The sequence below is a fragment of the Chitinophaga sp. 22308 genome (genome assembly GCF_052045305.1).
Lineage (GTDB): Bacteria > Bacteroidota > Bacteroidia > Chitinophagales > Chitinophagaceae > Chitinophaga > Chitinophaga varians_A.
Map to the genome: position 1 here is coordinate 797,143 of NZ_JBQEOP010000002.1, position 24,769 is coordinate 821,911.

At 46.1% G+C, this 24,769-nt stretch carries 17 protein-coding genes, 1 tRNA gene and 1 pseudogene; 9 read left to right on the top strand and 10 right to left on the bottom strand.

From position 1 onward, the window contains the following. Positions 1 to 165: 165 nt before the first annotated feature. Positions 166 to 2,367, top strand: coding sequence for a patatin-like phospholipase family protein (locus ACTJJS_RS10005; protein ID WP_440663563.1), 2,202 nt, complete (start codon positions 166 to 168; stop codon positions 2,365 to 2,367). 78 nt (positions 2,368 to 2,445) lie between these two features. Here ACTJJS_RS10005 and ACTJJS_RS10010 read toward each other — a convergent pair whose 3' ends face one another. Continuing rightward, positions 2,446 to 3,042: a tRNA-(ms[2]io[6]A)-hydroxylase gene (locus ACTJJS_RS10010; protein ID WP_440663564.1), complete on the bottom strand. Its 597-nt coding sequence runs from the start codon at positions 3,040 to 3,042 to the stop codon at positions 2,446 to 2,448. Between the two features lie 81 nt (positions 3,043 to 3,123). Here ACTJJS_RS10010 and ACTJJS_RS10015 point away from each other — a divergent pair, with 81 nt between their 5' ends. The 3 genes from ACTJJS_RS10015 to ACTJJS_RS10025 all read left to right on the top strand — a co-directional run bounded on the left by ACTJJS_RS10015 (position 3,124) and on the right by ACTJJS_RS10025 (position 6,874). After that, positions 3,124 to 4,239 carry an aminotransferase class I/II-fold pyridoxal phosphate-dependent enzyme gene (locus ACTJJS_RS10015; RefSeq protein ID WP_440663565.1) on the top strand — a complete coding sequence of 372 codons (1,116 nt, stop codon included), beginning with the start codon at positions 3,124 to 3,126 and terminating at the stop codon, positions 4,237 to 4,239. A 54-nt stretch (positions 4,240 to 4,293) separates the two neighbouring features. Then, positions 4,294 to 6,723, top strand: a complete 2,430-nt coding sequence (locus ACTJJS_RS10020; RefSeq protein ID WP_440663567.1) for a penicillin acylase family protein — start codon at positions 4,294 to 4,296, stop codon at positions 6,721 to 6,723. A gap of 78 nt (positions 6,724 to 6,801) precedes the next feature. Beyond that, positions 6,802 to 6,874, top strand: a tRNA-Lys gene (locus ACTJJS_RS10025). 206 nt (positions 6,875 to 7,080) lie between these two features. On the opposite strand, the gene ACTJJS_RS10030 is transcribed toward ACTJJS_RS10025, so the two are convergent. Further along, positions 7,081 to 7,410, bottom strand: a complete 330-nt coding sequence (locus ACTJJS_RS10030; RefSeq protein WP_440663568.1) for a cyclic nucleotide-binding domain-containing protein — start codon at positions 7,408 to 7,410, stop codon at positions 7,081 to 7,083. Between the two features lie 158 nt (positions 7,411 to 7,568). Continuing rightward, positions 7,569 to 8,741 carry an FAD-dependent oxidoreductase gene (locus ACTJJS_RS10035; protein WP_440663569.1) on the bottom strand — a complete coding sequence of 391 codons (1,173 nt, stop codon included), beginning with the start codon at positions 8,739 to 8,741 and terminating at the stop codon, positions 7,569 to 7,571. Positions 8,742 to 8,830: 89 nt separating this feature from the next. On the opposite strand from ACTJJS_RS10035, the gene ACTJJS_RS10040 reads away from it, so the two are divergent. Then, positions 8,831 to 9,841 carry a helix-turn-helix domain-containing protein gene (locus ACTJJS_RS10040; protein WP_440663570.1) on the top strand — a complete coding sequence of 337 codons (1,011 nt, stop codon included), beginning with the start codon at positions 8,831 to 8,833 and terminating at the stop codon, positions 9,839 to 9,841. A 212-nt stretch (positions 9,842 to 10,053) separates the two neighbouring features. Here ACTJJS_RS10040 and ACTJJS_RS10045 read toward each other — a convergent pair whose 3' ends face one another. After that, positions 10,054 to 13,326 (bottom strand): PA14 domain-containing protein, encoded by a 3,273-nt coding sequence (locus tag ACTJJS_RS10045; RefSeq protein WP_440663571.1) that lies wholly within the window; start codon positions 13,324 to 13,326, stop codon positions 10,054 to 10,056. A gap of 423 nt (positions 13,327 to 13,749) precedes the next feature. Here ACTJJS_RS10045 and ACTJJS_RS10050 point away from each other — a divergent pair. Next, positions 13,750 to 13,885 (top strand): annotated as a pseudogene (locus ACTJJS_RS10050) (transposase); the annotation flags it as partial. A 234-nt stretch (positions 13,886 to 14,119) separates the two neighbouring features. On the opposite strand, the gene ACTJJS_RS10055 reads toward ACTJJS_RS10050, so the two are convergent. The 4 genes from ACTJJS_RS10055 to ACTJJS_RS10070 form a co-directional block, all read right to left on the bottom strand. Beyond that, on the bottom strand, positions 14,120 to 15,793 hold the full coding sequence (locus tag ACTJJS_RS10055; RefSeq protein ID WP_440663572.1) for a tyrosinase family protein: 1,674 nt from the start codon (positions 15,791 to 15,793) through the stop codon (positions 14,120 to 14,122). Positions 15,794 to 15,795: 2 nt separating this feature from the next. Continuing rightward, positions 15,796 to 16,056: a hypothetical protein gene (locus ACTJJS_RS10060; RefSeq protein WP_440663573.1), complete on the bottom strand. Its 261-nt coding sequence runs from the start codon at positions 16,054 to 16,056 to the stop codon at positions 15,796 to 15,798. A gap of 1,526 nt (positions 16,057 to 17,582) precedes the next feature. Next, on the bottom strand, positions 17,583 to 19,733 hold the full coding sequence (locus ACTJJS_RS10065; protein ID WP_440663574.1) for a T9SS type A sorting domain-containing protein: 2,151 nt from the start codon (positions 19,731 to 19,733) through the stop codon (positions 17,583 to 17,585). A gap of 193 nt (positions 19,734 to 19,926) precedes the next feature. Further along, positions 19,927 to 20,538 (bottom strand): hypothetical protein, encoded by a 612-nt coding sequence (locus ACTJJS_RS10070; protein ID WP_440663575.1) that lies wholly within the window; start codon positions 20,536 to 20,538, stop codon positions 19,927 to 19,929. 493 nt (positions 20,539 to 21,031) lie between these two features. Between ACTJJS_RS10070 and ACTJJS_RS10075 the strand changes: the two genes are divergently transcribed. The 3 genes from ACTJJS_RS10075 (at position 21,032) to ACTJJS_RS10085 (ending at position 22,933) form a co-directional block, all read left to right on the top strand. Beyond that, positions 21,032 to 21,169 carry a hypothetical protein gene (locus ACTJJS_RS10075; protein ID WP_440663576.1) on the top strand — a complete coding sequence of 46 codons (138 nt, stop codon included), beginning with the start codon at positions 21,032 to 21,034 and terminating at the stop codon, positions 21,167 to 21,169. Continuing rightward, complete coding sequence (locus ACTJJS_RS10080; protein WP_440663819.1) at positions 21,166 to 21,603, top strand: tetratricopeptide repeat protein; 438 nt, start codon at positions 21,166 to 21,168, stop codon at positions 21,601 to 21,603. The genes ACTJJS_RS10075 and ACTJJS_RS10080 overlap by 4 nt, the downstream gene beginning before the upstream one ends. A gap of 115 nt (positions 21,604 to 21,718) precedes the next feature. After that, positions 21,719 to 22,933, top strand: coding sequence for an alginate lyase family protein (locus ACTJJS_RS10085; RefSeq protein ID WP_440663577.1), 1,215 nt, complete (start codon positions 21,719 to 21,721; stop codon positions 22,931 to 22,933). 73 nt (positions 22,934 to 23,006) lie between these two features. On the opposite strand, the gene ACTJJS_RS10090 is transcribed toward ACTJJS_RS10085, so the two are convergent. Continuing rightward, positions 23,007 to 23,792 carry a DUF6683 family protein gene (locus tag ACTJJS_RS10090; RefSeq protein WP_440663578.1) on the bottom strand — a complete coding sequence of 262 codons (786 nt, stop codon included), beginning with the start codon at positions 23,790 to 23,792 and terminating at the stop codon, positions 23,007 to 23,009. A 423-nt stretch (positions 23,793 to 24,215) separates the two neighbouring features. After that, a complete protein-coding gene (locus tag ACTJJS_RS10095; protein WP_168872807.1) occupies positions 24,216 to 24,695 on the bottom strand; it encodes a hypothetical protein in 480 nt (159 codons plus the stop codon). Positions 24,696 to 24,769 lie beyond the last annotated feature (74 nt).

A 24,769-nucleotide genomic window follows, 5' to 3' on the forward strand; every position in this document is an offset into this window, starting at 1 on the left:
GTTAAGGGAAAAAGATAGGAAATAATTATTATGGGTGCAAGTGCCGGCACAGGAATCTTGAACGGAATAAAGCCTTATCTTTAATGACAGCTGCTATAAACTATGATGAACCAGGGACAGTTATTACATTTCAGTAGATTATTTTTTACATTTTTATTCAGTCTGTTGTTTTTCTGTACTGGCCTACAGGCGCAGCAGCCTGCCCATAACGGCCCCAGGATAGGGCTGACGCTCAGTGGAGGCGGCGCCCGCGGCCTTGCGCACATCGGCATCCTGGAGGCCATTGACAGCGCAGGGCTCAAAATCGATTATCTCACGGGAACGAGTATGGGTAGTATTGTGGGCGCGCTCTATGCCATGGGCTACTCCGGCGATTCCATTGAGGCCGTGGCCCGGCGGCTGGACTGGAACAGCCTATTTACCAACCAGCCGGTATTGACAGATGTTTCCTACGAAGAAAAAAGCGAGTACAACAAATATATTATCGAGATACCCTTTGAGTATGGCCGTCCCAAGCTGGCTTCCGGTGTTATTTCCGGTGAGGCCCTGTGGCTGGAGCTGGCGAAGCTCAGCTGGCCGGTGAAGGACAAAAAAGATTTTTCGACGTTTGATATCCCCTTCAAATGTATTGCCACGGACGTGGCCACAGGCCAGGTTGTTACGCTGGATTCAGGAGAGATTGTGACGAGTATGCGTGCCAGTATGGCCATTCCTTCCATTTTTACGGCGGTAAAAATAGGGGACCGCAAACTGGTAGACGGTGGCGTGGTCCGTAATTTCCCGGTGATCACCGCCAAAGACATGGGGGCAGACATCGTGATCGGCTCCAATGTGAGCGGGGGACTGCGTAAGGCAGATCAGCTGGTGACCCCTTTTGATATCCTGTACCAGCTGGGATTTTATAAAGACGCTGCTGATTTTGAAAAAGCCCGGAAACTGTGCAATATCTATATTCCGATCAATGAAGAGCTGGAAAGCTATTCTGCGGCCGCTTTTGGCAGTGTGGACTCTATTATCGAGATTGGCAAACGGAAAGGGCGGGAGATGTACCCGGCGTTCAAACATCTGGCAGACTCGCTGAATGCGCGCCTTGAAGTGGTGAACCGGCTGCCGTTTGCGGCTGATATTGAATTGAGCAGTATCCATGTGTCGGGGCTGGTACATTCCGATGAGAAATTTTTCCTGCAAAGGCTGCACCTGAAGCCCGGTGGCTGCTACACCAATGCGCAGCTGCGCGAGGCCATCCAACGGGTGTATGGCACCCGCTTCTTCAAACTGATCACCTATAACCTGCATCCCGAAGGTTACGGTCAATACAGGATGGAAATTACTGCAGAAGAGAACCCGCTCACCTACGTTAAGTTTGCGATCAACTATAACACCCTTACCGGCGCCAGTGCTATACTCAACCTTACGCAGCGGAATTTTATCGTGCCTAACTCCCGGTCTTTTGTGAGCGTGGCCGTGAGCGAAAACCCGCGGCTGGAGGCGCAGTATTTCAAGTACCTGGGACGCAGCCGCAGCTTTGGTTTCGGGCTGGGCGCCTATTACGAAAATACCGGACTGACGTTTTATGATGAAGACCTGACCAAGATGCAGCCCTATCGCAATAAGTACGCGAATGTAGACATCAACCTGCAATATTCTCCCAGCGGTAATGTTGCTTTCGGCGCCGGCACACGGTGGGAGTACATCAAATTCAAGCCGCAGTATTCGACGTTTGTGGAGATAAGGGGCAGTACCAACCAGCTGAACAGCTATGCTTTCCTGGGCGTAAATTCTGTCAACCGCAAGGTGTATCCTACCAGCGGGTTGCTGCTCAACATAGAGGGTGGATATATCTACAACCAGCATTCCGGTATCAATGTCAATAACAGCGGATTTCCGCTGGACCTGGACAGCGCCGGCGTCCGGTTCAATGACTATCAGCGGTTGCTGGTCAATGCCAAATACTACGTGCCGTTGGGGCGGAAATCAGCCTTGCAGTTCAATGGTAACCTGGGATGGAATTTTAACTATCATGAATCGGTCGTAAGTGCTTTTGTCGTGGGCGGGATGAATGATGTGGTCCGTAACCAGGTGCCGTTCGTGGGAGTGTTTGAAGGAGAGGTGATGTCTTCAAAGGTGGCGGCAGTGCAGGCAGCATGGCAATATGAAATTATACGGAAGTTTTATGCGATACCGAGAGTAGGGGCGGCTTTGTACAACAGCAGCCTGATTGGTGCCGAAAGTACTTACAGCGGGTTGACAGGTTATGGGCTGGGAGCGGGATACGCCAGTTTCCTGGGGCCGATAGAAGCCACGATGATGTATAGTGATCAGTCGGGCAAGCTGAAGTTTTATGTCAATCTCGGGTTTAACTTTTAATTTTTTTATTTTGATAGTTTGATATTTCACCGGGCTGTTATGATGAAAGGCCCCGTGAAATATCAAAATAAAAAAATATTAGTGCATACGGTCACCGCGCACTTCAATATTCTTCAGGATTTCGGCTTCCATTTTCAGCCATTCCTCCCATCTTTTACGTACTTTTTCTTCCGGGAAATATTCATTGGCCAGATCGATAAACAGCCTGTAGTGGCCGGCTTCGGAAATCATGAAGCGGCGGTAGAAGTCGCGCAGGTATTCATCTTCCAGTCCTTCGCTGAGCAGGCGGAAGCGTTCGCAGCTGCGGGCTTCGATGAGGGCGAAGATCAGCAGGGCGTCGAGGAAGGCATCATCTGCGCTGCCGCCTTTGACGCGGTTGTCCATGAGGGCGTTCACATAATCGTCTTTCCGTTGTTTCCCCAGGGGGAGGCCTCTTTTCTTCAACTCGGCCAGTACCTGCCGGAAATGTCCCCATTCTTCCGTGACGATGGGCGCCAGTTCCGCTACCAGTCTTTCTCTTTCCGGATTACGCTGGATAAGGGAGATGGCGGAGGAGGCAGCTTTCTGTTCACAGTAGGCATGGTCCGTGAGGATGTCCTGCAGGGAGATCGCTGCGAGATTCACCCAACGGGGATCGGTAGGTAATTTTAATCCGAGTATGGATACTTTGCTCATGTTTTCGCTTTCTGGTATTGATTATTTTTGTCGTGCGAAGATAGTATTGAATCTGTTAATTTGCTAAAAGCCCATTTGTATATGCACAGAAGTCCAGAGCCGTTTTTGTTGCAGCCGTTGTTACAGCGGCGTGAACATCATTCATTCCGGGAGTTGCGGTTGCCGGGCCAACTTGTTGATTTCTGTTCCAATGATTATCTGGGACTGGCGCGCAGTACCGCTTTACAGGAGAAGGTCCGCGAGCTGCAGCAGGAGCGGCCGGTATGGCATGGCAGTACCGGTTCGCGGTTGCTGGCTGGCAACTATCAATGGATCAATGACGTGGAAGCTGATTTGGCGGCCTTTCATCAGGCTGACGCTGCGCTGATTTACAATTCTGGTTATGATGCCAACTTGGGTCTTTTTTCCAGTGTGCCGCAGAAAGGCGACACGGTGGTATATGACCAGCTGGCGCATGCCTCTATCCGTGATGGCATGCGTTTGTCCAATGCGCAGACCTTTTCTTTCCGGCATAATGATATGGACGATCTCCGTAAAAAGATCAATAATGCCAGTGGCAACTGCTTTGTGGCTGTGGAGTCGGTTTATTCGATGGATGGCGATATGGCGCCTCTGCAGGCCATTGTATCGTTATGCAACGAATATGGAGCATACCTGATTGTGGACGAGGCCCATGCCACCGGTGTGGCGGGTCCGAAAGGAGCGGGGCTGGTACAGGCACTGGGCCTGGAAGACGCCTGTTTTGCACGGGTGCATACCTTCGGTAAAGCAGTGGGCTGTCATGGCGCTGTAGTATTAGGTTCTGCCACATTGCGGGACTACCTGATCAATTTTTCCCGGTCGCTTATTTATACCACCGCCTTGCCGCCGACGGCCATCGCCGCTATCCAGGCCAGCTACAGTCTTTTTCCCTATATGGATGAAGCCCGTGCCCACCTGTCGGCCCTTATCCGGCAGTTTAGGACCGGCGTGCATTCGTTGACGTTATTGCCCGGAGAGACGCCTGTTCAGGGCGTATTGACGCGGGGAAACGAGAACACGCGTACTATTGCGGCCATGTTGCAATCGGCCGGGCTGGACGTGCGGGCCATACTGCATCCGACGGTGCCACAGGGCGAGGAGCGGTTGCGGATCGTGTTACATAGCTTCAACACGCAGGAAGAAACGGACCTGCTGATAAAAGTCTTATTGCATTAGCTCGTTTGACGAAAAAATGGCGTATTTTACATATATACATCTGAGCTACTATTTATGAGAATCATCCCAGCAGTTATCACCGCCGCCGTTACATTGTCTCTTACCTATGCGCTCAACACCAAGCTGGGTAAGCTTCCCCCGATGGGAAAATTGTTAAGCCCGCAAACAGGTTTCTGGCAGAATGCAGAAGTAATAGGAGAGCGGCCACATGAGAAGATGGTATTGCCCGGTTTGACCGGAAAAGTGGAGGTATGGTACGATGACCGTGCCGTGCCGCACATCTTCGCTGAAAACGAAGCAGATGCTTATTATGTGCAGGGATACGTAACTGCGCGTGACCGCCTCTGGCAGATGGAGCTGCAGACATTTGCCGCTGCCGGCCGGTTGTCTGAGATATTAGGGCCCGGGATGGTGAACTACGACAGGAGCAAGCGCCGTGACGGGATGGTATACGGCGCAGAGCGGTCAGTAGCCGTGATGGAGGCTGACCCGGCCACCAGGACAGCCATTCACTCGTATGCCGACGGGATAAATGCCTTCATTGCCCAGCTCACGCCCGCCACACTGCCGGTAGAATACAAGATCCTCGATTATAAGCCGGAGAAGTGGGACGTGATCAAATCCGCCCTGCTGCTCAAGTACATGTCGGCCGACCTGGCCGGGTCCTGCAATGACCTGGAATTTACCAATGCGCGCCGGTTGTTCTCTATGGCCGATTTCAACCTGTTATACCCTGATTTCCAGGACACATTAGATCCCATTATTCCCAAAGGAACATCTTTTGCGGCTGCTTCCGCCAAAGCGGTGGCGCCGCCGGACAGCGTGCTGGCCGTCGATGCCGCATATATGAAGTTTAAGCAGGACAAACCCGATCCTGACAATGGCAGTAACAACTGGGCCGTAGGCGGCAGTAAAACCCGCTCGGGCGCGCCCATCCTCTGTAGCGACCCCCATCTGGGACTTAGCCTGCCTTCCCTCTGGTACGAAGTACAGATCCATACCCCCGGCATGAACGTCTACGGCGCTTCCCTGCCCGGCGCACCCGGCGTGATCATCGGCTTTAATGACCATATCGCCTGGGGCGTTACCAACGGCGAAGAAGATGTGAAAGACTTTTACCGGATGCAGTTCCGCAACGGTAAAAAAGAATACTTGTTCAACGGCAACTACCGCCCGGCAGACCTGCGGGTGGAAGCCATCAAGGTAAGAGGCGGCGCTACTGTATATGATACCGTGGCTTACACCGTATTCGGACCAGTCACCTTCGACAACACCTTCCCGGAAAAAATAACCGGACAGACTTTCCTCGCCATGCGCTGGAAAGCCCTGGATTCCTCCAACGAGCTGCGCACTTTCTATCGGCTCAATAAGGCCCGTAATTACGAGGATTACCTGGAGGCATTGCGCACATACACCTGCCCTGCACAGAACTTCGTATTCGCCGATAAAGGCGGTGATATCGCCATCTGGCACAACGGCCAGTATCCGCTGCGCTGGAAAGACCAGGGTAAATGGATCATGCCCGGCAACGACAGCACCTACGCCTGGCAGGGATATATTCCCCATGATGAGCTGCCACATATCAAAAATCCGGAACGTAACTTCGTCAGTTCCGCTAATCAGCGTCCTACTGACAACACGTATCCTTACAATCTGTACAGCTCCGACTATGACCTGTTCCGTGGTGAGCGGATCAACCGCCGCCTGGCCGAGATGAACCAGATCACGCCACAGGACATGATGACGCTACAGAATGACAACAAAAACCTGTTTGCCGCCGCAGCCATGCCGCTCATCCGCAAACATATAGATACCGCCGCGCTCACCGATGATCAACGCCCTTACTGGCAGTTGTTGTCGCAGTGGGACTGTGTCTCCTCTCCCGACAGCAAGGCCGCTACCATCTTCAATTCCCTGTGGGGAAAACTGACAGACACCATTTTCCTGGACGAACTGGAGCCGAAAGATTCTACCATACTGGCCATGCCGCAGGCCACCACCGCTTTACTGATGTTGCTGCGCGACAGCGCCGTGCATTTTGTGGACAATATCAACACTCCGCAGAAAGAAACATTGTCAGGCCTGGTACAGGGCTCTTTCACTTCCATCATCAAAGAAATGGCAGAGTTGAACAAAGCCGGTAAACTGGAGCTGGGCAAAGCCCGTGGAACAGATATCCGCCATCTCTCCCGTGGCATACCAGCCTTCAGCGCCTTACACCTCAATACCGGCGGCGGGCAACATATCGTCAATGCCACGAAGCGCTTCCACGGCCCTTCCTGGCGTATGGTAGTACAGCTCTCAGATAAAACAGAAGCATACGGCATCTACCCCGGCGGACAAAGCGGTAACCCCGGAAGTCCATACTACGATAACGCTGTCAATGACTGGGCCGTTGGCAAGTATTACATGCTGCACGTATTTGACCATCAGGAAAAAGATGACCCGCTCATCCGCTACAAGGTGGTGTTTACAGGCAAATAGGAAAAATTTTTAGAAAAGAATTTGGAAGAAAAGTAATTATTCCTATCTTTGCACTCCGTTAAACAAACGGGGTGTTAAGATTCCGTAGCTCAGTTGGTAGAGCAATACACTTTTAATGTATGGGCCCTGGGTTCGAGTCCCAGCGGGATCACAGATAAGATTATCAAAGGAAATTAAAGCCGCTTGAATCGTAGGATTTATGCGGCTTTTCTGTTTTTGGTATGAAAAGATAAATCATATCAAACGAATCTGAAAGGATACAAAAAAGGATACACAAAAAAAGTCTAAGTTTAGTGTCCAAGATAGGAGGCAATGTAATGCTGTGGAACACGGTTTACAATTTCGGTCTTTCTTTTATCAGGATGGGGTAACGTTGTTGTGGTGTATCCATGTAGACGAAATGAAATACTTCATATAGTCGAATGTCCTCTCAAAAACTTTATCAATAAACATATCCCTTAAATGTGGAATTTCTTTGATCTTGTCCAGAATCCTGCTTAAATTTCTTTTGTAGACATACCATACCACACTCGGTTCAATGGCTTCAATATTTGTCTGGCTCGGAATATTTTTCCGGAAACTTTCAATAGAGCCAACCGTTTCATTCTCGAAAAAGAACTGGGAAGTAACGTCCTTACCTTTATTGTTAAACCACACACGGATGCAGCCCTTTTCAATCAGGAACATTTTTTTGAGATCTCGCCTTCATGTAAAAGCGTGGTTTTGGCAGCAACTTCCAGGCGGTGGAAGCAGCTTTTCTTCTTTTTTCATTTTACCACAATCCTGCCCCCTTCTTGAAATATGCTGCTGCTTTTCCTTCCCGGCGAGGTTATTAGATAATGTAATCACCCGTTAAATTCTCTGTCAAATAGTTTGCTAATTTTGTCTCTCTTTGCTTTTCGTTCAGCTGTTGTTAAAGTTTGTGTATGAATTTCTTCATCAGCTTTCCCAGTCTCCAGCAATAACGGTTTTGTATAAGCAATCATCTTTTGCTCATAATCATCTATGGCCTCCTGAATCGTAGAAAATTCTTCAGAGGTAAGATTAGTAGCCAAGGTTAGGGCATCAAGGAGGCCTAGATTTACTCCCAGCCCACCAAATGGAGGCATAACGTGTGCGGCATCGCCAATCAAAGTAACATTGGCGTGTGCCTTCAAATTATCAAACGCTGAAAGGAGCCGAAATGGAAACCCATGGAATTCGTCGGTCCCATAGAATAATTCTTTAAAAATTTCACTCCAATCACTATATCGATCTATAAGAAAATTTTCGACGCCGACAGTATCCTTAAAGTTTAACGCTCTGGTTTTAAATGAATCCGGCTCGCGAAAAGTTACATAGTAATTGAGATGCCCATTTCCTTTCGTATGCACAAACAGGGTCTTTTTATCTTCTACGATGGCGAGATTTCCGCTATTGATCAGCTTATAAAAATTAGGTGTACTAATCTCCGGATAAAAGATCTCCCCTTCAATACAATACGTTCCGGTAAACTTGGGTTTTGCGTCTGTGACGGACGCTCTTGCCTTAGACATAGATCCGTCAGCAATGATGACGAGATCAGCTGACTCCGATGCTCCAGACTCGAAATGGATCACCGGCAAATGATCAGTCATGCTCACGCTTATCACGTGAGAATCCCAGATTACAGTGTTTGGATAGAGGCTTTTCAAGAGTATATTCCTAAGATCCGGACGGTCAATTTCGGGGCGGATATACAGGTTGTCGCCACTTGGTGCCAGTTCGATGAGTATATTTCCATCCTTATCGCCCATCCTTTCAGTGGTAGGCCTGGACCATTGATAAATTTCTGCTAAAAGGCCAGCCTCTTCTATCGCCTTTTGACCGGTATCTTTATGAATATCCAGTGTTCCGCCAAGCATACGGGCTTCCGCATTTGTATCGCGTTCATAAACTACGACGTTTGCACCTTTCATTTGTAAAAGACGGGCAGCAGTTAAGCCTACCGGGCCACCACCGATAATTGCTATTTTTTTGTTTTGAATGAGATATGCCATAATCTTATAATCTTGATTTGAAACCCAAAGTTAAACATAGATAGTATGCTAAAATACCTGTAAATTGCCAAAAAATAGCTCAAAAGAGGATGGCTAAAATTGAAAAAACCGAAACGGGCCAAGACAAGATTACAGAGAATACAGCATTCATTCCCGATAATGCAGAGCGAAATGTGAAGCTGCCGATACCAGCACACCTGGGAAAAGGCTATATGATGATTGTTGAACTTGGCAAATCCATGAATCTGATGATTCACAATTATCAACTTTTAGTAGCGCTGGAAGGACAAAAAAAAAGTGACCCTCTTAAGAAAGATATTATTGTTTTCAGTTTTCGCAACGTATTTAAAGGAGACGATGTTGAAAAAAATAATTTTAATACCCCTCCAAAATCAAAAGGTGAGACTACGGCAGTACAAGTAAGTACATGTGATATGAACGTTAGCTTTTCTTATCCACCCAACACGATAATTAACAGTTTGGTTATATCGGTTCACAAAGAATTTTTATTAGACCTCATATATACTTTCAATGAGAAAAGCCTTTTACAGAAAATCATCTTGAATGATAAGCCATTCTTGTATGAAGAGTTTGTATCACCAGCCATTCGGGCTATTGCTTCAAAAATTTCGCTAACTGATATTAATAGCGAACTGTCTGTATTCAGTTTAAGAATAAGGTGTGAAGAGTTGATTTATTATTTTTTGCTGGAATTCCTTAAAAGGAAAAGTCTTGATTACTATCCGTTAAATCCCGCAGACGTAAAATTGGTATATCAGGTCAGAGATAACTTGCTTTCGGATCTTTCCATAACGCCTAATTTATCAGAAATAGCGAAATTTTCAGGAATAAGCGAAAGCAAACTAAACCGTATGTTCAAACAAATTTTTGGATCACCAATTTATAACTACCATCAGAAAATTAGAATTTCTGAAGCCTCCAAATTGCTTGAAGGCCATATGACCGTTTCCGAAGTCGGCTATAAACTAGGGTTTTCCAATCTAAGTCATTTTACCAAACTGTTTAAGCGATACATTGGAGAAAACCCAAAAACTTTCCAAAAAGCAAAAAGACAAACTAATGTGCAGACAGAAGAATGATTGAATACAGTGAAGAAGTTGTGATTTAGTCTAACAGTCGGGTTGATATTGTTCATCACGGGTCAAAATAGTTAAGGTTTTATCTCATAGCTAAGACGAATGGGGCCATCTGTTAGATTAAATCGACAAAAACAGGACAAAAGAGAGTGAATCTCATTTGTCCTGTTAAATCAGCATCATCCTTTCCAGTATGTGATAAGAGGCTGTCTATATTATTGAACAATCAGCTTCTTCGTGACCCTGCCTGTTTTAATGTCGATCACAACAATATAGAACCCTGCTTTAAGTCCCGAATCGATCACTAGCTGATTACTGCCACGAACTTGCTTTTCATAAACCACTCTACCCTGGTTGTCAAAAATTCTTACCAGCATATTTTCTGAAATTTTCGGAAGTAGAATGGTGAATTTTCCTGCTATTGAAGGGGTTGGATACAGACTAACAGCATCCTCACTCATACCGGCCTCCGATGCCATTTTTGCAAAGGATACGGCGCCTGCCCCCGGAACAAACGTAGAAAGATAATTACCGCTGATGACTTGTTGAGAAATGCCCGGTCCTTGCCAGCTTACCGCTACGTTATCTCCACCGCTGCCTTCCTTGTGAACTACTTCTATGTAATATTTCCGGCCCGCAGTCAGGTTGATGGCAGAAGACTGCTGTGTGCCGTATTTATTCCATTGCCTGGAATCGGTCCAGTCATTCACATAGGCTATTCTTGAGCTGTTGGCGGGGTTGTCGCTGGGGCTCAGGTATAAGTCGGTGTTATCATCTCCTGCGACCCAGAATGTATAGCTTCCGGTGGCAGGAGGGTGTATATATCCGCGGATCCTGGTGCCATAATTATCCGCCTGGTTTGTTGGGCCTTCCAGGCTGGTGAGCTGGTCTCTGCTGGTAGGATTGTTGGGGTAATTACTATTGGAGGTGAGGCTACTGATAGTAGTACCACTAATACCCGCCCATACTTCTCTCAATATAGTGCCAGTCGTAAGACTTATATTAAAGGTTTGTGTGCTTTGGCATCCGCCACTGTTGGTATAGGTGGCTACATAGCTCCCTGTTTGGTTGGCCTGCACATTTGAGAGGTATATTTCACGGGTGGAAGCACTGAAATTATTGGGGCCGCTCCAGCTCCAGGACCCTCCCTGTGTAGGTTGAGGACCAAACTGTACACTGTTTCCCACGGTTATAGTTGCGTTGGCTGTTTGCTGCCATGTTCCGCCATTGACCTGTACATAGGGGGTGATAGCCGTAGGTGTACAAGCAGCAGGCTCCCAGTAAATGATACCTCGTCCTCCGCCGGCACTCATATATACTCTTCCCGCAACATTCAGGTCTCCAATCAGCAAAGGAGCACCTGCAAATTGATGTGCATTGTCATTCAGTCTGGTCCAGGTACCCCCCTGATCGGTTGATCTGAATAGTCCTGTGATCCCTGATACTGTTCCCCAAATGAACACCGTAGGATAGTTGGATCCGGGTATTGCTTTTCCTATGCCAATCGATTTACAATAACTTACATTGGAAATAGTCATATAGGCAGCTCCGTAGTTGGTTGAATATTTTAACCCATTACCGCCAAGGGGTACCCATACATGCCCTTCAAAGCCGGGAACAGTCCGAATTTGGGCTGATTCCCACGGATAGTTCGCCGTTGACGCACCCGGTGTGCCTGCTACAGAAAAATTGATACCCTTATTGGAGCTTCTCAGAAGCTGCCCGTTAGAGGGATAGTATATATAAAAATAGTTCGGATTTACCTGATCAGCTACCGGCGCAGCATCTCCAAGTGATACACCGGAGCAGGCGGACCAGCTGCCGCCATTGTTCGTGGTATAGTAAGTCGTGGTTGAACCTCCGGGACAGTGTAGGATGGTGCCTCCATCTGCGCTAACGGCAATTTTTCCCTGCGCCCCCATATTGGTTGCAGCCCCCGTCCAGGTAGCGCCTTTGTCGTTCGAATAGTAAATAACGTTTCCCCCGTTGGAAGCTCTCACTACTTTGTTGGTGTTTCCTGCAGCGTAGGCAATGCTCTGGTTGTTTCCATCAGAAGGGGAAAGCTTCCTGGAGGGATAAGAAGTCAGCGGCTCATGTACAAAGCCCGTTACATCTCCAAAGGAGGAAATAAATGGTCCTCCGGGAATGCTAATACCGTCAAGGAACGCAGTTTCTTCGAGTCCGATTACATCATATTTCCAGGAAGGATTTGCAGCAGTAATATCGGAGCAGGTATATACACCGCCTCCACCAATGACGCGTACTTTCAATAAATTAGACTGATCAAACTCGATACAGTCCATCCAGTTAACAGCGCCGCCGTTTGTCCATGGAATGCCATTGCTATCATACGTAGCGTTTGTACCGTTCTTAAGTGTCCAGGATGATCCACCATCGGTAGAGAGAAAAATAAAGTCCCCCCAGCCGGTACCGAACTGGTTGTTCCAATACAAGCCGCAGGAAGAAACGATGACCCGGTTAACGTTCGTAGGATCTATACTTACTCCTCCATAGGCATAATCTTTCGAAGAAACAGGTGTAACGTTGGTCCATACACCAGTAGCGGTGTTGAGCTTATATACCTTCCCATTTCCTCCGCTAGACTGCGGGCCGGCATCATCAGAATAGGTAACATACATGGTCGTTCCTTGCAGCGCGGCCCGGTGCGGCATAAAGGTCGTCGTAGCGGAGATGTCGGTAAAAGTGGCGCCGCCATTGGTACTCTTATAGATATTGGCGCTTCCTGTCCGCGAGACACCTATGTAGATAGTTTGACTAGCTCCGCCTGCTACGCCACCAGATGGATCGAAAACAACAAAGCATATTCCGTTTTCATTGGCAGTAGTTGTTACGCCGTTCCAGGCGAGGTTCCAGGAAACGCCCCCATCTGTACTTTTCCAAAGTCCGTTAGCCCTCGTTCCACAGAATAATATGTTACTGTTTTGCGGATCTACTGCGAGCCGTTCTCCATTGCCGCGTCCATTGCCATTCCCGTGCGCCTTAAATTTAGCCGTAACATCTGTATAGGTGAAAGTATTTCCTTTGTCTGTAGATTTTAATATCGCCGTTCTACCACCGTTTATATAGGAGGTTCCGCAGAGCATATAAACATTATTGGCATTTTGCGGGTCCAATGCCAGGGCTTCTACACCAATAAATCCATTTTCCGATTCGTTAAGCCAATCGAGTAGTTGAATCCATCTATTGTTTGCCGCATCCCAGCGATAAGCGCCACCCACGTCCGTGCGACAATACCTGTCGCCGGTGGCCTTGTGCGTAACGATGCCTGTTACAAATCCCCCACCACCAACAGGTGCATTCTTCCAGACATATCCGGATTGGGCCTCCACCAGGTGGGACTGAAATAAAATAGCAGGAGAAAGTAAACAGAGAAAGGTCAGCGCCTTTTGCAGGACTTGCGACCATGTTTTAGCCGACATAGAACACGCGGCAACAAACGATTGCATTAGAGGTAACATTGTTTTCATAAAGCTTAGATAGTTTAAGTAAATCAAAACGGGAATTCCATATCAAATGATGGGTTGTACTTAAAGCTCTGGCGAGATAACGTAGCAGACAGGCCACCCGGAAAGGGCAGCACAGCAGGAGTATTTTCATAACAGGAATCTTTCTCTTATCTCAACAGAATGAAGTTACCATAATGCGTTTTAAAATGGGGTAGTTAAATGTTACAGAATATGGTGTGAAATGTTACATTTATGTCTGGTTTAAGGCGCACCCGGGTAAACTGCTTATATGATGCAGCCATGCCAATCTGGATTTTTGATCCGCTTTGAATGTATTTAATATAGAGAACGTAAATACTTCTTTTTATCAACTTCCAGAAATTGCCACAATTGGCAGGATTTCTTTTTCTATGAGTTTGTGAAAGCAGGAATTTTGGGCAGACAATAGGTGAAGCGACCTTCTATAACTGGAAGGCAAAATATGGAGGCTAGTGACGTAAAACGTCTCAAAGACCTTGAAGCCGAACATGCGGAGCTGAAGAAGATGTATGCAGGGTTATGCATTGAGAACCGGGCCATGATTACAGAGTCATCCGCGGGGATGATACTGTGGTGCAGGGCGCATTATCTGCTTTGGTTGAAAAACATGTGGATATTGTTTATCAGGCTATTTCAATAATGACAGAATCAAACAATAACTAAACGGCTTGAGACCAGTACAATACAGAACTCAAGCCGCCTAACTAAAAAAGCTGTCTAACTTTTCGGGGGCACTTTATTTGAGACGCCCTCTTTATTTTTATCAATAGAAATTCTACCTTACCTCCAGCTTATAAGGCGGCGTATCCGCCGCAACCAATGCTCTGAACTGTTTGAAGCGTTCTGTATTCTGTTTCTCCCGGCCAAAAATCTCCAGATGAAATTTCATTCCGCTGACCTCTTCCTCCGTGTACTGATTCAGACTAACGGCTCCGGATATTCCCAGATGCGCCTGGCAATTAGCACAACCACCAACATCCCAGCGGCTCAGTACAGACTGATAACCGACAAGATATCTTTTGCCATCCCCTTTGGTGGCATATACACCAACAATAAAGGAGCCTTTGATACCTCCTCTGCTAAGCCCTGAAATATAGAGATGCAGATTGCTTCTCTTTGACTTGACAGCCCTGGCAGCTCTTGCAGCTGCAACAACATCGTTTTGCGACAATGAGCCATCGCTATAGGTATAATTCAGCTGTGACTCAATATCTATGCAGTCTTCTGATGTGAAATAGGTAGTATCTGCTTTTATAAATGGTTTCAGTGCAGTTGTCATAGTCAGTGTTTCATTCTCCGTTTGCCCGTTGGCAGGGCCTTGTCCGGCGCCGCCATTGAAACCATTTGAGGTACCCAGATCTGCGGAGTCTTCGATGATGTCAAAACGCTCTGTAAAACCCTGCTTTTGCTGCCATAACCAAAACACACGATCTATATTACAGTGGTGGAAAAAGAAGATAGGGTCCAGGCCTGCCGTATCATTTTCACCCATATCACCATTTGCGTCCGGTAGCTGAGATGCGTCATAGCCTCCGTTATTTATACCGGTAGGAAGAGTAAAACCACCAACTGCCAAATGAATATCGTTGTGCGGATGCTCCAGTGCAGTGTACCCCTGACCATAATAAGCAGCAGATTGCGTATTGGAAAATATTGTATAATTAGGAGCGTCAAGACAATCACTGAATGACTTTGCTATACCTGCCGGTCGTGTTGTTCCGTCTCCCGGGCCACATCCGGGTATGTAGTAAGTCACATTATTAAGCCATTGTAATACATTCGCATTCAGCAAGGCAATATTGGCGTTTGGATCAAAGAAATTAGCATTATACTCGTAAGTAGTAGCTTGGGCCTCCGGCGTGCCCACAAGGCCAGACAGCGGGTATCTTACTGTTTGGTAACCCTGTGGTTTGCTATAAACCGAGTCGTCGTTGTTCACCTGGTCAGTTATTTCTTTAGGGAATGTAAATGAGGCCAGCGGATTATCGATGGCATTATTATCATCAGGTACAATTCCCTTATCACGCAAACACTCCGGGAACTCTCCCTTGAATGTAAACTTCGGAGCTGTAAGCGCACGCGGTATACCATATGTGGTTGAATAAGAATCTGTCTCGTCCCAATAGGGTTGCATTACGTCCTCACAACCAGGAGTGGTCTGCAGGGCTTTTTCCAGCTTGTATACATATACCCTGTGCCAGGTTGGGAAAAGCACATTCTGGTGATTACAGTAACCACCCCACCATTCCGGGTTTGTAGCGCCTTCCCCGGCAAATGGTTCTCCGTGATACCCGCCTATCACAAAAAAAGAGTTAGGGTCAGTGGGGGGTAACGCTTTAATATACGCCCATGCTGTCATTAGTTTTTCCAGATCATTATTGATGCCTGCATCATAATCATTCTGAATTTCAATTATAGAGCGGCGAACGCCTATGCCATTTTTTTTCATAGTTAAGCAATTTTGTGTTTCTTGTGAATGAGTTTCAAGGATACATTGGGGAAATTATTCAGTAAAGATCCTGTCAGGATCATGCCAACGCCCGCAACCAGCGACCATTGTGTGCCAGGGAAGAATGCGCGGCTGCTCATAATAAAAACCGCACCCAGCATGCTGATAAGGAAAGGCAGGTATCCTGCCACTCTTATCCGCTTATACAAAAAGAAAAGATGTATCGCCAGGAAGATCATCATTACGGGCAGCAGCCATTTCATATAAGGTAGCTTCGCCAATCCCAGGCTACCGAACATGCTCATATAAACAGCCCAGCACATAGGACATTTCGGGAAAAAAGCAATCAGGATGCTCAGTATGACCGAAGGTACGCTCCTGACGGTTTTCGAGGGTATCGTCCCCGATGATTGCTGCTCACCGGAATGCCTGACATGGCAATTACAAGTGTTGCATTCATTTAAATTTTCCATAGCCTATATTAATGTTGTAAAAGAAAAGGCTGAAAGATATTTATACGTAATTCAGCCACGGAAAAGGGTTTTAGAAGAATTAGCAGGACCATCTCTGCAATGGTTGCTATGAAAGAAATAGGAGATGCCATTTTTCATAAGACAACATTTTATGGGTAAGACAATCAGTATACTCATGCACTGGAAGAGATCAGAGAGCGGGAAACGCAGTAGCATAGCTCCGCCAAAGACACGCTATGCATGCCGGTTCAGCCAGGACAATAAACTCAGATAATTGCAACAATGCAAAATACTGGCATCAATACGCGGGTATTATAATAAAAGAGGTTGTGAACTTTGGTTATATGAGGTTTAAAATGTTAGTTGAAAATGCTATGGGTAAACACTTACATTGAATCATTCAAATAGAGCTGATGTCTTTTTGGTGATCGGTGGTAACTGAAGCTGTTAAAAAATAATTAGTCCTAAAATTTTTTTCTTTTAAATTAGTAGGTTTACTAACTATTGTTATGGAAGATCCGGTTTTACTATAGTAAGAATAAGGACTTTCTGAGAAATAATTTAATCTCTAAATATCAACGTATTCCTTTTTTATTTCTGCTTTCTCCAGCTTTTCAAATGCATCTATATACACTTTCGTTTTGTCGTCTGTTCTGTCGATATCTGGTACTTTGTCCGGCTGTCGTATCCATCAGGAAATAGAAAAGAAGTCTTGCAGAAATGAACGCCTAAAGGAAAGTTAATACAGGACTGCCTTCTGAGGGTAATTCCACAACATTTGTATTACAGTTATTTGAGGTTTAGAGTGATGAAAAAAATGGTAATCCATTACTTTTATGTAATCGAAAATAGATAAAAAAAACATTTAGTCAAGAGGGTTGCCAGAGCGAATTTTAAATGTGTATTAATTTTGTATGTGTTTAAAGAATAATTTGATTGTTGGTACAGATGGTTTGGTCGATGCATCTATTTTGGCGGAAGTGTGGCCGGGTAAAAAAAGGGGAAAAATACCCGTCAAAGTCGAATTGGTGAAATGACGATTAGTCATTGCTACAAACGGCTCAGGACACTATCAGTTGCGGGACTAATTTTTTTCCAAAATCAGTGTGCTTGCCTGGTGACGTAGACTACGATATAATCCCAGCGGGACCACCACAAGAATACCAAAGGAAATTAAAGCCGCTTAAATCCTACGATTTAAGCGGCTTTTCTACCAACTTAGCAGGCTATGAACGCAAGTCAAGATTTATCAATCCCCTTCACTGGTAGGGCTCTTTGAATCCCCAGCGGCAGGGGGACCATTTGCGTTGGTATACCTATTTATTTACAATGACCTTTCCAATCAGTATTTTCCCCGTCTTTATTCGTACCTGGATGGTGTAAATACCGGTTGGAACGGAAGATGGCAGTTGTACATAATTAGCTTTCAGTACACTTTGATAAACAGGTTTACCCTGGAGATCATGTATTCGGATAATACTGCCTTCCAAATTCTCCTTATGGCGTATCTGAAGCCTGCCGCTGGTTGGATTAGGATAACACTCGAGCAACTCCGGTGATGTGCCGGCAGTTTTCCTGACGGACAGGCACTGATTAACGACCACCTTCACTTGTTTTCTTACCGGATATTCACATTCGTAACCCGCACTCGCATAATAGGTCCTGGTGGTTGTTGGACTGACCTTGAAATAGTTGCCTGTAAATAATAGATTCCCGCCTGTTGGAGCATCATACCACCTAATAATTGATAATGTAAATACGGGAACAAATGCATGTAACGTAGTGCTGTCATTCAAACATATATTAATGCTGTCTGCATCAACGCTTGGGCGTTGGGACGAACCACCCATGTTATAGGATTTATAAATGGTATCAGACCTGCATCCGGAAACAGGATCAACTGCCTGCAGGGAGACATTGACCTGGGAGGGTACAGGAGGTAAGAATGCCGGGGGCGTAATAGTACCACTATTGGTGATCAGATAAGCGGTGTCAAGAAATATACCTGAAAAATTTTTGTACAATACGTGTACGCGATAGTTGAAGCCTGCCTGATGGTTTTGGACCGTTAATGTCTGACTGCCGCAAACCATTCCCTGGGGAACAGTATATACCGGGTCAGGTAATTTGCGGACTACTGCAGTCGCGGGGACGCGAACAGGATATTCACATTGATAGGCAGCGGTCACATAATAGGTGGTGGTAGTAGCAGGACTTACTTTGAAATACTTCCCGGTGCCCAGTAAATGACCTCCTGTAGGAGCATCATACCAACGGATAATAGCGATATCATCACCAGGATCATTATGGATAAATGCATGAAGAGTAGCACTGTCTCCTTTACAGATGATGACACTGTCTGCGTCCAACGCTACATAAGTGGCATGGCCACCTATGCTAAAGGCCATATGTACACTGTCTGACTGGCAGCCGGTGAGGGCGTTTACCGCCTGTAAATAGATGTCAACGTTAGCGTTGAAGAAATATGCAATGTCTGCCACATTTACAATGCCACTGTTGGTTACAGTAAAAGAAGTGTCTTTTATGAGACCAAAAAGTCCGGAATATTTAAGGCGTACATTATAATTTATACCAGACTGATAATTGGTCACGGATATGGCGGTATTGCCACAGGCAATAGACTGGGGTACCGAGTACACGGGATTGGCAGGCCTGGGATTGACAACTACCTTTACCGGAGTGCGCTGACTTGTACATCCTCCGCTTTCTCCTTCAACATAATAGGTGGTAGTACTTGGAGGACTGACAGAAATGGAATAATCGCCGGGGTCAGATGAGATCTGGTTTCCCCCTGTTGCTGCATCGTACCAGCGGTATATGGTGTTGACATTACGCAGTGGACGTATTTTTACAGTATTACCCTGACATATTGTAGTATCTTTTGCAGGTATGGTTACTGGTGCCGGTAATGACTGTTTACGCAGTGCATAATATATCCTGAAGTTTCCCAGCAGGCCGGCCAGTCCTGTATTATAGGTTATTACTACCCTGTCAAATGATTGACCGGGACGTAATAAAAGTTCTGCCTGCGTATTATCCGGCAGAATATGTATTTGCGCTGCGGAGGGAGAGAGGGAATCGTTATTGGCAGTGCTGCCATTGTACGTACGTACGGTAATATTGCTAAAAGCACCGACGCTCAATGAATAAGTACTGGCCACTTTTATAATGAGTGAATCGCAGGCAGCACTTCCTGCGGAAGGAAAAATCAGTGTTTGGGATAATTTTGCACTTAATAATTCTACCGGCACCACAAACTCCGAGTAATTGGTGAGATCAGTATCAACGGCATTGTTGGGGTTATTGATACTGCATAACAAGCATAAACCGGTGATGGAATTGGATTGGCTATTCGCGTATACGGTTTGTCCGTAGCTGCCGGAAGGAAAAAGGGATACGAATAACAATAGTAGCACAGAATTAAAAAAATATAGAGATGTTTTCATGTGGTAGGATTTATTTGATAGGTAATTGAGAGAGTACCGGTAATAAGGTTTTCAGGAAAGGCCAGGCTATAAGTCAAAATTCGTATATAGTGCTGCTTCTGCCCTGCGCTGCAAGATTTAAAATCAATTTGGGCCGGGATTTTGCGGTTTTCATGCTGTCGGAGCCCCGGGCGCCGTATTGCCTGACTTGTCTCTATTTCCTGGCGATGTGGATGTTGTAGCGGCATCTGCTATGTTCATCTAATTCTTCTACTTGAAGGTCTGCCTGATATGATATATGCCATGCGCTGCAAACGCCATAGAAAAATGGAGTCAGGATTGGCCAGGTTATGTGTTTTGTCAGATTAAGCATTTGTGCGGAACGGTGGTATCTGTCGGTGCCGGTTAGTATTAGCGTTACTTCATCCGACTGGTATGTTGTTACATTAATTTTGTATTCCGGGCTGGAAACATAAATAGCAGATATAAATACATTACAAATTCCGCAGGCATCCCGGGGGATAGCGGGATCTATGACCAGTGCCTGTTCTGCTTTTCGCCTTCCTATTTCAAATACCGCTGATTGGGAGATAGCATCAATGCCATCGTTGCCGTATCTTCTGGCAATTCCAGATAATAGCAGTCCGTAGAAAACGGATGTTATGTCCGATAGTCCTAATACCAACTCTTTGACAGTTGCCGGAAAAAAGAGGCGAAGGATATTAATGGAATCAACGTCTTCATGAAACTGGTCTTCTCCCCGCAATTCCTTTATATGTTGATAAACGGGGTGGTTATTCAGATATTCTTCATAATTGGGTTGCATAAAGTTATTTTTAAATGGTTTATTGGGCCAGATATCCGCCGTCTACTGGGAAGTAAGCTCCACGCTATGGGGTTGATATGTAGTGTTAGGATGCTGGTGTTTGGGATATACACCGATGCCTTGAAAATTTTTTTTAAAGGGTATTTGGATAGTTTGTAAGGAATCCTTCTGTATTGATTTGTAGGATGAAGGTAGTGAGGAGTTAGTTACTTACACCTCAGTGGAGAAAAATTGACAGAATTTCTTTAAAGGAGGTGAGGTTATTATTCATTACGACGAAAGATCTCTGCTGCTTATATTGGGCCTTGTGCACATATATGTTGGGGTGAAATAAATTTGACAGGAACTTTTTAGCCATAACGCCGTTCTCGTTTTGATTCGATTTGTGCTGTGGAGGTTCCTGCATTGTTAACCAAGCCATCAACTTTAGGAAGCCTGTTTTAAGACAATCAACGTCAGCTTGTCGGCCTGCCTGTGCATGGCAATACCCATAATGACGGTATCTGTGGCCTGTGCGCAGCAGGACGTATCAGAGAAAACCGTTAATGCCGGACTGATCTATAACACCGGCAAAGATTTGCTGAGAGAGAAAAAATTGACGCTGCCATCGGCCGGTTCACCGAAGCGATAGCCCTTTATCCGACTGATTCGGCCTATGCTAACCTCGGATGGGCCTATATCCGGAAGGGAGACGATAAAAATGCCCTCTTTGCGCTCAACAAAGCCATTGAACTCAATCCGGACGCCACACAGTACCATTACAACCGCGCGCTGGCCTATTATCAAAAGGCAGCATATGAACAGCCCGTCGCGGACTTTACGACGGTGATCAGCAAAGAAACCCAACATGCGCTGGCCTATCGTCAGCGGGGAAATCTGTATATCTATATGAACCAACCCGCATTGGCCGTTGTGGATTTAACGAAAGCAAGAGAGACAGGCCCCAGGGACGCCGAAAGCTATGCTGCACGCGGTCCAGCCTCATACAGGCAGGGGGGGAGCTATATCGTCAAACGGATAAAAAACAGTTGGCGGCGGCTGATTTTAGAAAAGCGGCAACCATGATGCTCGCCTGATAGCTAAAAAAATCTTCATCTCCTGATAATATAACCAGGCAACCAGCGTTACTTGTCTACCGTATAATATAATTGTCACTTTAACAATTGTAATTGAAAAACCTATGAAAGCTATTAGACAATGCGCCCTTGGGGGAGCGCTTTTATTTTTCCTGATAACGGCATGCAGGAAGGAAATGGTGAATGCAACAGAGAAGCAGGTATTAAACGACCATGACACTGTTTTTGTGCATCCTGGACTCTTACATAAGCAGTCAGACTTTGACCGCATGAAAAATAAAGTGGATGCCGGGGCAGAACCATGGCTGTCGGGCTGGAACCGGCTGATCACCAATTCACACAGCGCGCTCGCCTGGCAACCCAATCCGGCGGACACTGTTTACCGGGGTGATGACGGTGTTCATGGTCAAAATTATGGCCAGCTCTATAACGACATCGCTGCGGCTTATGCCACTGCTTTAAGATGGAAAGTCTCCGGCGATGATAAATATGCCGATAAATCGATAGCGATCATGAATGCATGGTCGGCCAGACTAAAGGGAATTGCCGGTAATAACGACGCTAATCTGGCGGCAGGGCTATACGGCTACCAGTTTGCCAACGCCGCGGAAATCATGCGTACTTACCAGGGATGGGCGCCGGCGGACTTTGCCCGGTTCCGGAAAATGATGCTGAACGTTTTTTATCCTATGAACCACGCCTTTCTGACAAGAAGGGAAAGATGTATGAGCCATTTCTATGCGAACTGGGACCTGTGTGTGATGAATTCCATCCTGGCCATCGGCGTATTGTGCGACGACCGGGACATCTATAATGAAGCGATCAACTATTTTAAGTACGGCGCGGGTAATGGTGCTGTGGCCAATGCCATTTACTTTATTCACCCCAATGGTCTGGGGCAGTGGCAGGAAAGCGGCCGTGATCAGGGACATACTACCCTTGGCATCGGCTTAATGGGCTCGTTTTGTGAGATGGCATGGAACCAGGGCGACGATATGTATGGTTACGACAACAACCGCTTTCTGCGGGGGGCAGAGTATGTGGCAGCGTACAATCTTGGCGATTCCGTGCCCTTTAAACCCTACGCCAATTGTGTTGGCGTAGTACAGCAGGTTATCAGCGACGGGAGCCGGGGAAATGACAGGCCTGTTTGGGAACTGGTATACAACCATTATGTAAACCGCAAGGGACTGGCTGCTCCCAATTGTGCCCGGTTTGCCCAAAAAGTACGCCCCGAAGGCGGTGGCGGCAATTATGGGCCCAACAGCGGCGGTTATGATCAGCTGGGTTACGGGACCCTGACCTGCACCTTGAAATAAAGCGCCGCCGGTTAAAAGCTCCAGGCTCTTCCACATCAATGCGAGGGGCCTGGAGCTTTGTTTTCAGATATAATTAATTCTTCACCCATCCGGCATCGGTAAGACGGACGGAAGACAGGTCCACCTGTTGTCGCAGCAGCATGTCGTTTAGCCCTTTTTGTAAGCGCTGCAGGTTTTTGGCATCATGTTGCTGCACCAATCCCTGATAAGTTGTCATCGCCATCATGGCAACCAACACCATATTCCCGCTGATCTCCTGTTTTTCCCGGTCGCTCATGCCGTTCAAAAATGTACTGGCCGATAACCCCGGTGCCAGTTGGTTATAGCCGGCTATGATTTGTTTGTCAGATGCGGCTTTTCCATTGATGATCTGCCACATGACCGTATAGTAGGTCACCGTAACATCTACAATGTTGTTGATATTTAATCCCAGATTGTTCAAACGCTTGCTTGCATCTTTCTGTAATGCCCCACCGTTAACAATTTTGGCAATTTCATTTTTTTTATCAGGACTTGCCTTGGCTATCTGATCAATAAACCTGGCATTGACACGCTGGGCCACAGCCGGATCCGGTATGAATTTTCCGCTGCTGACTTTTACCGGCACGGAGGAAATCCTTGCCGGTGGCAGTTTGGCGAATATATTCGCCTGCTTTCCAGAAGAACTGATGTTGTTATGCGTTCTGGATTCAAGTTCTTCATTTACCACATCTTCTCTCAGGATATTCCCGACAGCCACATTACTTGTCTGAACGGCGCCCTGGTAGGCAGACAGGTAAATATCCTGGGCCAACAAAAGCTGGGAAGTAAAGCTTCCAGTCACCAAAAATAAACACCGGATAATGTACGTGATTTTCATAGCGCAAAGTATGTGAGGTTAAGAATAACGTTCATCCAGTTTGGGGGAAAACCAATCAGCACAGCCTGAACGCAAATTTAACTAATTCTGCATTTGGATAGCAAAATTTGCTATAAGATAAGTTGCCTGAAAACGCACAATAGTTTATACTGGTTGACGGAACGAATGGTAGCGGCTTTGTTTTTTGAAATACTTTGTGGTTAAGTGTTCCGGGGGAATTATCTGCATGCTTCCTTATCTGTAATTCCCTGCAAATAATCACAAATAAGAAAGCATATTTTTTTGTATGTTTATAAAAAATAAAAATGTGGAAAAACTTTTCCCATAAAAAAACCACTACGCAAAACCTATAGCAAGGAAAGGCGTAATATTGTAATTGTAACCTCAAAAAAACTGCTATGTGGCAAATGAATAGTGAAAATATCAGGAAACAACCAGTTGCAATTGACCTTTCAGTTCTTTTATCTTTTCTTGAACGGCCCGTTCAGCTTCGTCCAGGACAGTATCAAGATCCCGTTTCTTTTTGCGGTCGTCCAGCTGGAACTGTAATTCCGCCAGGCGGCGGAGAATTACCGAAAGATATGCCTCGTTCCTTATGAGCTGCGCGATCTGGAACTCGCGCCAATACGAGATGATTTGTTTTTGAGCTTCTACTAATTCCCTTAAAGTCTCTTTCTCTTTGTCGTTTGTAGCATTACTGCCCGTTGTTTCATAGAAAGCCTCGGAAACAGTTTTGCCTGCTATGGCTGCGGCTTTCTCTTTCGTTTCCTGCTCTATGTATTTCCTGTTAAACAAATAGTTGAGATTCTGTCTTGACATCCCAAGCATTTCAGCAAATTCATTCACCTGATAGTCGCTTGATTTAACAAGTTTTCTGAGTATATCGCCTTCGTTTTTTGACATTTTTTTCAGGAAAAATTAATAAATAATGAGACAAATATATTTTGTCAAAAGACAAATATTCTTTTACTTTATAC